This window comes from Flavobacterium sp. KH_035 (genome assembly GCF_057839565.1).
In genome coordinates this window covers 2,893,493-2,905,928 of sequence record NZ_CM174492.1, presented here as the reverse complement: position 1 = coordinate 2,905,928, position 12,436 = coordinate 2,893,493, and the positions used below count along the sequence as shown (strand labels likewise).

The following is a 12,436-nucleotide window of genomic DNA, read 5'->3' as shown; positions in this document are numbered from 1 at the left end:
AGCGATTTTTCCTAATATATTTTAATCTGAATTGTCATTTTAATAATTCGCAATGGTTAAAATAACAATATTATCAATTAAGAAGTCTTTTTCTAATATTACAACAAAAATGAAAGCCAAATGACAATTTCAATACATTATATTTAACGAAATCTCTATTTTTGTAGAAAAAATATCAAGAATGAAAGTTAAAGAACAAGGGCTTTATTTGCCTGAATTTGAACACGACAATTGTGGTGCAGGATTTATTTGTAATTTGAATGGTATTAAATCAAATGATATTATTCACAAAGCATTGGATATCTTAATAAAATTGGAACATCGTGGTGCAGTTAGTTCTGATGGAAGAACTGGAGACGGAGCTGGAATTTTATTCGATATCCCACATGATTTTTTTAAAAAAGTATGTGATTTTGAAATCCCTGAAACACGTGAGTATGCAGTAGGAATGGTTTTTTTACCAAAAAGCAAAAACCAGGTTTCTTTTTGTATCAACGCTTTCGAATCAACTATTAAGGATCAGAACTTAAAGATCCTTGGTTGGAGAGATGTACCTGTTGAAGTGGAAAATTTAGGGCAGATTGCCGCAGAAAAAGAACCAACAGTTAAGCAGGTTTTTGTTAGCAAAAACGGTCAGGATTTAACTGAAAATGAATTTAATGCAAAACTTTTTGCAGCTAGAAAAATTGCCGAACATGCCGTTAGAGGATCTAAAACCTCCGAAAGTCACATGTTTTATTTCTCTAGTTTATCGACAACTACCATAATATATAAAGGTTTATTGATGCCGGAAGACATCAGCCGATATTATGTTGACTTAAAAGATCCCGATTTAGTGACTCGTCTGGCATTGGTGCACCAGCGTTTCTCTACCAATACTTTTCCTTCATGGGAATTAGCACAGCCATTTCGATACATGTGTCATAATGGTGAAATCAATACACTTCGTGGAAACGTAAGTCGTATGCGTGCCCGTGAAGAATTGATGCAAAGCAAAGTTTTTGGCGATGATATCAAAAAACTATTCCCAATTATCTTAGAAGGAAAATCAGATTCTGCTTCTATGGATATGGTCGTAGAACTTTTATTAATGACAGGACGTTCCCTACCAGAAGCAATGATGATGGTCGTTCCGGAAGCTTGGGAAAAACACCAGACTATGTCTCCCGAGAAAAAAGCATTCTACGAGTTTAACGCTTGTATTATGGAGCCTTGGGATGGCCCTGCCTCTATCCCGTTTACAGATGGTAACGTAATTGGCGCTTTACTAGACAGAAACGGATTGCGTCCTTCTCGTTATACCTTAACCAAAAGCGGTTTCGTAATCATGTCGTCAGAAATTGGTGTATTAGATATCGAACCGGAAGATGTGATTCAACACGGTCGTTTAGAACCAGGAAAAATGTTCCTTGTAGATATGAACGAAGGTCGAATTATTGAAGACGAAGAGGTTAAAAAATCAATCGTTACAAAACGTCCGTACAAAGAATGGCTTGATGCAAATTTATTGCCATTATCTAATATTCCGTACACCAACAACCCTACTCCGGTTGAAAAACTGGATTTCTTAACCAGACAAAAATTATTTGGTTACACGATTGAAGATTTAAAAACAATCATTAACCCAATGGGAGGTCAGGGAGCTGAAGCTATCAGTTCTATGGGTAATGATACTCCTTTGGCTGTTTTATCAGACCAGCCTCAATTGTTGTACAACTATTTCAAACAATTATTTGCTCAGGTTACCAACCCGCCTTTGGATGGTATTCGCGAGGAGATCATTACCGATATCAGTTTAGCCATTGGTGGTGATTTCAATATTTTTGAAATTGAATCGAAACAATGCAAAAAACTAAAAATTCAAAATCCGGTTGTTTCCAACGAGGATTTAGATAAAATCAGAAACATTGACCACGTTGATTTCAAGTCGGCTACAATTTCTACCTTATATAAGATAGAAAAAGGAGTAAATGGCTTAGAGCGTGCCCTTGAAAAATGTGTTGAAGCAACATTCAAAGCCGTTTCTGACGGATGCAACATCATTATTTTATCAGACAGAGGCGTAAGCGAAGAACTGGCTCCAATACCAATGCTATTGGCTTGCTCTTATATTCATCACTCGCTAAACATTCTACAGGTTCGTTCAAAATTCGGAATCATAATCGAATCTGCCGAACCTCGTGAACCTCATCATTTTGCCTTATTGTTCGGATACGGTGCAAGTGCGATTAATCCATACATGGTAAACGAAATCATTCACGATCAGGTCAATCAAGGCTTTATCAAAGGTGTAAAAGCAGATTATGCCATTGTAAATTACAACAAAGCAATTGCAAAAGGAATCGTTAAAATCATGAACAAAATTGGTATCTCTACTTTACATTCGTACAGAGCGGCACAAATTTTCGAGATTTTAGGTTTAAACAAAACCTTTACTTCAAAATACTTCCCTTATACTCCATCACGAATTGAAGGAATTGGTTTAATGGAAGTCGAAAAAGAAGTGAAGAAACGTTTCCAAAAAGCATTTCCAAATTCAAAAGTAGCAAGTTTGCTTCCTTTAGAAATTGGAGGTATTTACAGATGGAGACGTGGTGGCGAAAAACACATGTTTAACCCAACCACTATTTCGAAACTGCAACAGGCTGTTCGTTTAAACAGTCCTGAAAGTTATAAAGAATATTCTAATATGGTCAATGAGCAAAGCTCGAATCTAATGACTATTAGAGGTATGTTTGAATTCAATAATTTAGATCCAATTTCTATTGATGAAGTAGAGCCTTGGACTGAAATTGTGAAAAAATTCAAAACGGGTGCAATGTCTTACGGATCTATCAGTAGGGAAGCACATGAGAATTTAGCGATTGCCATGAACAGAATTGGCGGAAAAAGCAATTCCGGAGAAGGTGGAGAAGATCCAAAACGTTTCCAGAAAGAAATTAACGGTGATTCCAGAAACAGCGCCATCAAACAAGTAGCATCGGGACGTTTTGGTGTTTCGATCAACTATTTGACCAACGCTAAAGAAATCCAGATTAAAATGGCTCAGGGAGCGAAACCTGGTGAAGGCGGACAGCTTCCGGGAGAAAAAGTAGTGCCTTGGATTGCCGAAACCAGAAACTCAACCCCTTATGTAGGTTTGATTTCACCTCCTCCGCACCACGACATTTACTCTATCGAGGATTTATCGCAGTTGATTTACGATTTGAAAAATGCCAATCGTGAAGCACGTGTAAACGTAAAGTTGGTTTCCGAAGTTGGAGTTGGAACGATCGCTGCCGGTGTTGCCAAAGCAAAAGCTGACGTGATCCTAATTTCTGGTTATGACGGAGGAACCGGTGCTGCACCCTTAACCTCTTTACAGCACACAGGTATTCCTTGGGAACTTGGATTAGCCGAAGCACAGCAAACTTTGATCTTAAACGACTTAAGAAGTCGTGTGGTTCTGGAATGTGACGGACAATTGAAAACAGGTCGTGACGTTGCCATCGCTGCATTGTTAGGAGCTGAGGAATTTGGTTTTGCAACTGCACCACTGGTAGCATCAGGATGTATCATGATGAGAGCTTGTCACTTAAATACTTGTCCGGTTGGTATTGCAACTCAGGATCCTGAATTGAGAAAAAATTTTAAAGGAACTCCGGAGCACGTTATTAACTTCATGTATTTTATTGCCGAAGAATTAAGAGAAATCATGGCGCAATTAGGTTTCAGAACTTTAAAAGAAATGGTAGGTCAGTCGCAAAAATTAAATGTAAACAAAGCGATCCAACATTACAAAGCCAATGGTTTAGACTTATCATCAATTCTATACAAACCGGAAAAAGCAAAAACGGTTCCAAATCACAATACGACTACACAAGATCACCAGCTTGAAAACGTATTAGACTTTGCAATTATCAAAGAAGCGATTCCGTCTATTTACAGAAAAGAAAAAACAAGGGTTACCTTTAAAATTAAAAATACAGACCGTTCTGTAGGTGCGATTTTGAGTAATGAAATCTCAAAAATTTATGGAGCACAAGGATTACCTGATGACACTATTCTAGTTGATTTTGAAGGTTCTGCCGGACAAAGTTTTGGTGCTTTTGCAACAAATGGATTGTCGTTTAAAATTCACGGAAACTGTAATGATTATTTAGGAAAAGGACTATCAGGAGGAAAATTAATTGTAAAAGTACCTCCTACTGCCACTTTCAAACCTGAAGAAAACATCATTATCGGAAACGTTGCCCTTTACGGAGCTATTACCGGAGAGGCTTATATTAATGGAATTGCCGGAGAGCGTTTCTGTGTTAGAAATTCCGGAGCAACAGCAGTTGTGGAAGGAATTGGAGATCACGGATGCGAGTACATGACCGGTGGCACAGTGGTTGTTTTAGGAAAAACAGGACGAAACTTCGCAGCAGGAATGAGCGGTGGTGTTGCCTATGTTTACGATCCGAAGCAGCAATTCGATTCAAGGGTATGCAACATGGAAATGGTTGCTTTCGATCCTATCGAAGACGAAGATGTGAGAAAACTAAGAAAACTTATCAAAAACCACTCTTTGTACACCAACAGTCCATTAGCAAAAAGAATTTTAGCAGACTGGGAAAATGAACAGCAAAATTTCGTAAAAGTAATGCCAACAGATTATAAAAAAGCGCTACAACGAATTGCAGAAGAGAAAAAAATAGAAGAGTTAATAGCTGGATAAAAATCAATTTCAAAAATCAAAAATCAATTTCAATGGCAATGTCTTCCTGAGCGAAATTGAAGGAAGCGAAGTCGAAGGATTGGAATTTGGAATTTAAAGAAATTGGAATTTAATTTAAAATGTCATGGGTAAAATAGGCGGATTTAAAGAATATAACAGAGCCGACGAAAGTAATTTAGCAGTTGCGGAACGTGTTTCGAACTACAACGAATTTACTATTCCGTTAGCAAAAGATAAAATAAAAGAACAAGGTTCAAGATGTATGGATTGTGGAATTCCTTTTTGCCACAGTTCCTGTCCATTAGGAAATTTAATTCCTGATTTCAACGATATGGTACATCAGGAAGAATGGCAAAGTGCTTTAGAGATTTTACAATCAACGAATAACTTTCCGGAATTTACTGGCCGCTTATGCCCTGCTCCATGTGAAAAATCATGTGTATTGGGAATCATCAAAGAACCTGTTGCAATCGAAAACATCGAGAAAAACATCATCGAAAGAGGTTTTGCCGAAGGCTGGATCAAACCACAGGCGCCAAAAACCAGAACAGGAAAAACTGTAGCCGTTATTGGTTCAGGTCCTGCAGGCTTAGCAGCGGCACAGCAATTAAACAGAGCCGGTCACACCGTTACCGTTTTTGAAAGAGACAATGCTATTGGCGGTTTGTTGCGTTACGGGATTCCGAATTTTAAATTAGAAAAAGGAATCATCGACAGACGTGTAGCTATTCTTGAAGCTGAAGGAATCACTTTTAAAACCAATGTAAATGTTGGTGTTAACTTTAGCGTAGACCAATTAAATACTTTTGATTCTATCATATTGTGCGGTGGAGCAACTGAAAGAAGAAGTTTACCAACAAAAGGTATCGAAAGCAAAGGTGTTGTTCAGGCCATGGATTTCCTGACGCAGCAGACTAAAGTTTTATTTGGAGAATCAATTCCGGATCAGATTAAAGCAACGGGAAAAGATGTAATTGTAATTGGTGGTGGAGATACAGGTTCTGATTGCATTGGAACCTCTAACAGACATGGCGCAAAATCAGTAACCAATTTTGAGATTTTACCAAAACCTCCCGTTGGAAGAAGTGAGACAACCCCTTGGCCTTTCTGGCCGTTGCAATTAAAAACATCTTCTTCACACGAAGAAGGCTGTGACAGAAACTGGTTAATCAATACCAAAGAATTCTTATCTAACGAAAAAGGAGAACTTACAGGATTAAAAACCGTTGAAGTACAATGGAAAATGACTCCGGGTCAGCGTCCGGAATTAATCGAAAAAGAAGGTTCTGAGAAAATCTGGCCATGCGATTTAGCTTTATTGGCTTTAGGATTTACGGGGCCTGAGAAAACTTTAAGCGAGCAATTAGGTCTGGAAATCGACATGAGAAGCAACTATAAAGCCAAAAATTACCAAACGAATGTACCACACATTTTCACTGCCGGTGATATGCGAAGAGGGCAATCGTTAATTGTATGGGCTATTTCAGAAGGTCGAGAAGCAGCAAGAGAGGTCGATTTGTTCTTAATGGGTTCTACAAATCTACCGACGAAAGGAAACGGCGATTTACCAAGTTTATAAGTTCCTAACTTATCTCCTTTTATAAAAACAAAAGCCCCTTTTTTAAGCATAAAAAAGGGGCTTTATTATTTAATTAGAATTGACATCTCAAATAAAGAGAATATTAAAAATTATACTGAAGCTGTAAAGTTGTACGTCTTCCCGGAGCACTTACAAAATCTTTATCTCTGGCTTGCCACCATGCAATATTTGGAGAATAATCTTTATTAAACAAATTCTCAACTCCTAATCCTAATCGAAACGATTTATTGATAAGGTAAGAACTGCTCAAGTTAAAAACGGTATACTTTTTTACAGGCCCTTCGTTAAAACTGTACAGGTTTGTTGTTGGACTAGGATCAAATCGATCTCTTTTAAAGTTATGCAAAGAGCTTAATTCAATATCTAAATTTTTTACAGGGTGTATCTGAATATAAGTAGTAAGCTTTGGAGCCATTATTCGGGATCCGTTAATGTATTTTTCGTAGGTTCCGTTATTATCATTATCTACTTTTCCTTCAATCCAGGCAAAAGCACCACCAAAGCTTAGAATATCCAATGGTTTAAAACCTAAAACAGCCTCGTAACCCCAGATATTTTCAGGAGCACGCTGCATAGCAAAAGAACCATCAGCTGACTGAATCGACGTAGCCCCTAATTCTGATGTGCTCCAGAAGCTGGTAACCTCATAGTTAAACCATTTTTTGATCGCTCCCGCTACCCCCATTTCGTAATTGTTTACAATTATAGGATCAGTTGGTAATTTTGAAATCACACTTTCTGTAGATGTTCTTAAAATACGACCTACTTCATTGATCGAAAAAGACTGTGAATAACTCGTAAAAACATTTACTTCCGGCATAATGTTATATCTTAATCCGATGTTTCCAACAAGAGCATTGTAATCTAATTCGCCTCCCTGAACAAAAATACTTTTGGTGTATGTATTGTTTTTAGCATTCAATACCGGCAATGTATTAAAATCATCCGCCTTAACTTTGATATTTTCATATCTCGCACCCGCTTTTAGAGTGAATTTTCCCCAAGCATCAAACTTGATTAAGGCGAAAGGAGCCGTATTGACCATGTTCATTTGTGGCGTCCAGAAACGACCATCCTCTAATTTCTGAACCGTTTTGTCCTGAAGCAAATCCAAACCATAAATTACCTCTGCTTTATACGTATCATTTGCAAAAAGACGGGAATCAAAATTAATACGCAAACCTTTCTTTTGTGAGGCCACATTCGATTGTCCTCCATTTAAAAACTGATCTCTGTCGTACGAGTAAACCGTTCTGAAATCTTGTGCATAAACATTAACATCCAAAGAAGTATTATTCCAAATCTCTGAATTGGAGTACGACAATCTAAAATTATGATTTCGAGGTGTTCCTTCAGGCGTTCCCAAACGACCAGCGGCTTCTACTCCAATAGTTGGAATTTCTCCCCACTTACCAATCTTAACATCCTGATCTAAAAATGATTTTGAAGCATAGCCCATATACGAGAATTCAAGTCTTTGCTTGTCTGTAAGTGCATATCCAACTTTAAACAATCCGTTATAGGTATTTAAATTTGATAAACTATAGAACGGTGAAAGATTGACACCATTTGCATCTTTAGACACACCTGATCTTTCCTGTGTAAATCCAACAACATAATCGAACTTTTTTAGTTTTCCTGCCAACGAAAGTGAAGCTCTGTAACCAAATGATTCTGCGAATGTTTTAGGTTGTGTAATCAAACCAAGTTGTACCGAACCACTAATCTTTTCTTCTGAATGGTTTTTCTTCGTAATATAATTAACGATCCCTCCATCGGCTCCATTACCGTAAATTGAGGTAGCTCCCTTAATTACTTCCACTCTTTCGATCGACGAAGGGTCAATTACCTGAAGATCTCTACCTCCATTTCTCAAAGGTGTAGATTGTGGTATCCCATCAATCATCACCAAAAAAGGTCTTCCTCTTAAAGTCTGACCAAAATTTGAAGTCTGATTACTTGCCGTTGCTAAACCCGGAACTGTATATTGTAAAATATTGCTAATATTTGAATTAACCATAGTCTGACTTTGGATCTTTTTCGCTCCAACAATCGTAATAGAAGAAACGACTTCTTTAATACTTTCTTTTTTTCGACTTGCAGTCACAATAATATCATCTAAATTATTGGTCTGCAAACTGTCTTTTGATTTTTCCTGAGCAAATCCTACAGTAGTTGTAAGGATAATCAAGCAAAATGTAGTAATCTTTTTCATAAATAATCTCTAATAATGTAATTTTGGGGCAAATATAATTTTAATTAACTCTAAATAAGAATTAGAAACCATTAAAAGTTAAAAAAACTTTAAATGTTTATTTTATAACAATTTGTTACAATTTGTTATTTTTCAATTTAAAATTTGTCAATCGGCAAAAGAGTAATAAGTTTGCTGAAAATAGTTTACAGATGCAAGCAAAAGATTTACTGCAGTTAGCAGACCAATTTGGAAGTCCATTATATGTATATGATGCCGAAAAAATCCAATCTCAGTACAACAGGTTAACTAAAGCTTTCTCTAAGGTAGAAAACTTAAGAGTTAATTATGCCATGAAGGCATTGTCTAACGTTGCCATTCTTCAGCTATTAAAGAACATGGGGTCTGGCCTGGATACTGTATCTATTCAGGAAGTTCAATTAGGACTTCATGCTGGCTATGATCCTGACAAAATTTTCTTTACACCAAACGGAGTTTCTTTAGAAGAAATCGAAGAAGTTGCTGCAATGGGTGTTCAGATCAATATCGATAACCTTTCTATTCTGGAGCAATTCGGAACAAAATATCCGCAAATTCCGGTATGTATTCGTATCAATCCTCACGTTATGGCGGGTGGAAATGCAAATATTTCTGTAGGACATATTGATAGTAAATTCGGAATCTCTGTACATCAAATACCGCATATCTTGCGAATTGTAGAGAACACAAAAATGAGTATTGTAGGTATTCACATGCACACAGGGTCGGATATTCTTGATATCGAAGTATTCTTGTATGCTGCTGAAATTTTGTTTGACACCGCTAAACACTTCAAAGATCTTGAGTTCCTTGATTTTGGAAGCGGATTCAAAGTGCCTTACAAAAAAGATGATATCGAAACCGACATTGAAGAATTAGGTAAAAAATTATCAAAAAGATTCAACTCTTTCTGTGCTGAATACGGTAGAGATTTAACCTTGATTTTCGAACCTGGAAAATTCCTGGTGAGTGAAGCTGGTTTCTTCTTAGCCAAAGTAAACGTGGTAAAACAAACAACTTCTACAGTTTTTGCAGGAGTCGACAGTGGTTTCAACCACTTAATCCGTCCTATGTTTTACGGTTCATCACATCATATCGAAAACATCTCGAATCCAAAAGGAAAAGAGCGTTTTTACTCGGTAGTAGGATATATTTGCGAAACTGATACTTTTGCCAACAACCGCAGAATCTCGGAAATTACCGAAGGTGATATATTAGCGTTCAGAAATGCCGGAGCTTACTGTTTTTCTATGGCATCAAATTACAATTCAAGATACAAACCAGCCGAAGTTTTATGGATGAACGGAAAAGGAATCTTAATCCGTCAACACGAAACATTCGAGGATTTACTTAAAAATCAAATTCCGTTGCCACAAGAAGTTGCTGCAACAGTTTAAAATAAAAAAAGAGAATATCTATTGAATCCCGTTTCTTCATTGAGGCGGGATTTTTTTTGTATATTACTGTACAAGGAAGACAAAAAAAATAAACTAAATTAGATTTTTCTTAAGAGCTAAATTTAATTTGTACAATTAGATAAAAAACAACTAAATATGGATCACTTATACAAATGTCATAGAGAATTATCAAATGATGATTATAAAAAACTTTGGGAAAATGCTTTGTTTATATTTGATACAAATTCCTTGCTGGACATATATCGATTACCTGAAACTGCTAAAAAGGATTTTTTAAGTAGTTTGTTAAATGAAAAAATTAAATCAAAAGTTTGGATTCCGTTTCAGGTATTATTAGAATTTACAAGCAATAGACTTGAAGTGGTAAGCGATCAAAAAAACAAGTTCACTTCTGTCCAAAATATTGTAAATGAAAGTTTAGATGAAATTTCAAAAGTTCATATGGATTTGATTGAAAAAATCAATTCTCTACAATTAAAAAAAAGACACTCAGTCATTAATCCTGATCAATTTATAAATGATAATTTATTTAAAGAGTCCATTGAAAAACTTAACAACTTTATAAATGAATTAGAAAAGTTAGAAAAAAAACAACCAGATGTACATGACAAGGATGAAATTAGATCTACAGTTTTAAAAATTTTTAAAGAAAAAGTAAGTAATGGCTTCACTACCGAAGAATTAGAAGACATATATAAAGAAGGTGAATCAAGATATAAAAATGAAATTCCACCTGGATATAAGGATTCTAAAAAACCCGGATTTTATTTATTTGAAGATAAAAAATATTTGAGAAAATTTGGAGATTTAATTGTTTGGAAAGAAATAATTAAAAAAGCTGTGGATGACAATGAAAAATATATAATCTTCGTAACTAATGACAATAAAGATGACTGGTGGACGAAACAAAGAGGAAAGACCTTAGGTCCTCGCTATGAACTACTAAATGAAATCTATTTTAAGGCTCAAAAATTAGAATTGTTTCATATGTATGATACGTATGGATTTATGAAATATTCGAAACAATATCTTGACATTGACATAAAAGAACAATCCATTACAGAAACGAAAGATTTAATAGATTTTCAGCAAACATTACAAAAAGAAAAAAACATAACTGACATAACTGATTTTAAGGAGTTAATAAAAGAAATTGCAGCTCAGTTCCCATTAAAAATAAGATTTCATTCTTTGAGTGAAAAAATTCCCTTTCTACTAATATCAAAAAATGAACTAAGATATATTTTCATTGAAATATTAGAAAATATTTATGAACATTCATTAAATAAATCTGTAACAATCCGTCTAAAATTAGAAGGTGATTACTTCACTTTACAATTCAAAAATGAGTGTGAAAACAACAAAAATGGAATGTTAAAAAGAAATTACGGGCTAAATTATGTTGATCAAATAATGAATTCATATGGTTTTTCAGAACACAAAACAATTGATAAACAATTCATCACAAAACTTTATTTTAAAAAAACTTTTATGCTTGATAGAGATATATTAATATATTTAGAAGCTTAATTTTTACGATATTAAACCTAGAAAAGAATTGTATTAAGACATCCTAGCAAATCAAACAGCTTTTTAATTGTCGCTTACTAAATTTGCTGCTTGCGCGAACGTCTCACTCGTGAACACAATCTGAGATTAAAAAAAATAAAATATTTCGAACACGAATGAAATACATTCAATATTATAAATTATAAACACACATGTGGATTAAAGAATTTAATGGAAAATTTGGTGAATCATGGATTGATAAAGTGAATTTTCTTTTTCAGCAAGATAAAATATACATAATGGATAATCATTTATGTGCAGCATGGTGTTGGATGAATCAAATTGAAGAGATTGAGAATAATAATTTAATTCATATTGATAGACATTATGACTTATTAGATCATCCAAATACTGTGAAACAAATAATAATTGAACCTCAAATAGATTTAAAAAAACTTACTTTTTTTGAATACGAAAACTTATCTATAGAAAGTAAAAGAGGAATTAGTAAAGTTTTCAGATGGGACAACTACATCTTAAATTTAAAAGAAGTTTATAATAATTATTACGGGACTACAATTTTTTCTACGTTCGATTCTGCTAATCCAAATCCTGATTTTATTAAACATGAAATAAGTTTTATTGATTTTTTAAATAATATTGATGATTACATAAATGAGTATCCTGATCAAAATTGGATATTAAATGTTGATATTGATTATTTCTTCAATACATTAAATGAAAAGAGGATAAAAGTATTTTCGCATGAATTTATTGAGGCATTTGCAAAAAAAATTGCTTCAGTAATTGATAACTTATCTGTAATTACTTTTTGTCTAAGTCCTGAATGTTGTGGTGGATGGGAAAATTCTATGGAAGTGATGAACATTTTTTCTAAGATTTTAAACATTGATTTTCATTTGAAAGCAAATTAGGAACACGGATTACAAATCCGCCGTATCAATACAAAAAAACTT

6 protein-coding genes are annotated in these 12,436 nt (G+C 34.8%); 5 read left to right on the top strand and 1 reads right to left on the bottom strand.

The window, feature by feature from the left end; translation table 11 throughout:
* Positions 1–181 precede the first annotated feature (181 nt).
* Together gltB and AC3IS6_RS11870 are read left to right on the top strand one after the other, a co-directional pair.
* Entirely contained in the window at positions 182–4,699 is a 4,518-nt protein-coding gene (gltB, locus tag AC3IS6_RS11875; RefSeq protein WP_489159570.1) for a glutamate synthase large subunit, read from the top strand.
* A gap of 124 nt (positions 4,700–4,823) precedes the next feature.
* Entirely contained in the window at positions 4,824–6,278 is a 1,455-nt protein-coding gene (locus AC3IS6_RS11870) for a glutamate synthase subunit beta (protein ID WP_489159568.1), read from the top strand.
* 103 nt (positions 6,279–6,381) lie between these two features.
* Here the strand turns inward: AC3IS6_RS11870 and AC3IS6_RS11865 are convergent, their stop codons facing one another.
* Complete coding sequence (locus tag AC3IS6_RS11865; protein ID WP_489159566.1) at positions 6,382–8,514, bottom strand: TonB-dependent receptor; 2,133 nt, start codon at positions 8,512–8,514, stop codon at positions 6,382–6,384.
* Positions 8,515–8,636: 122 nt separating this feature from the next.
* Between AC3IS6_RS11865 and lysA the strand changes: the two genes are divergently transcribed.
* The 3 genes from lysA (at position 8,637) to AC3IS6_RS11850 (ending at position 12,394) form a co-directional block, all read left to right on the top strand.
* Positions 8,637–9,929, top strand: a complete 1,293-nt coding sequence (gene lysA / locus AC3IS6_RS11860; protein WP_395339288.1) for a diaminopimelate decarboxylase — start codon at positions 8,637–8,639, stop codon at positions 9,927–9,929.
* Positions 9,930–10,085: 156 nt separating this feature from the next.
* Entirely contained in the window at positions 10,086–11,480 is a 1,395-nt protein-coding gene (locus tag AC3IS6_RS11855) for a PIN-like domain-containing protein (protein ID WP_489159564.1), read from the top strand.
* A 191-nt stretch (positions 11,481–11,671) separates the two neighbouring features.
* Positions 11,672–12,394 (top strand): peptide arginase family protein, encoded by a 723-nt coding sequence (locus AC3IS6_RS11850; protein WP_489159562.1) that lies wholly within the window; start codon positions 11,672–11,674, stop codon positions 12,392–12,394.
* The last annotated feature ends 42 nt before the right edge of the window (positions 12,395–12,436 follow it).

Bases quoted from the DNA above. Each gene is read 5' to 3' on its own strand.
- gltB (WP_489159570.1), top strand. From the start codon at position 182: ATGAAAGTTAAAGAACAAGGGCTTTATTTGCCTGAATTTGAACACGAC.
- AC3IS6_RS11870 (WP_489159568.1), top strand. From the start codon at position 4,824: ATGGGTAAAATAGGCGGATTTAAAGAATATAACAGAGCCGACGAAAGT.
- AC3IS6_RS11865 (WP_489159566.1), bottom strand. From the start codon at position 8,514: ATGAAAAAGATTACTACATTTTGCTTGATTATCCTTACAACTACTGTA.
- AC3IS6_RS11855 (WP_489159564.1), top strand. From the start codon at position 10,086: ATGGATCACTTATACAAATGTCATAGAGAATTATCAAATGATGATTAT.
- AC3IS6_RS11850 (WP_489159562.1), top strand. From the start codon at position 11,672: ATGTGGATTAAAGAATTTAATGGAAAATTTGGTGAATCATGGATTGAT.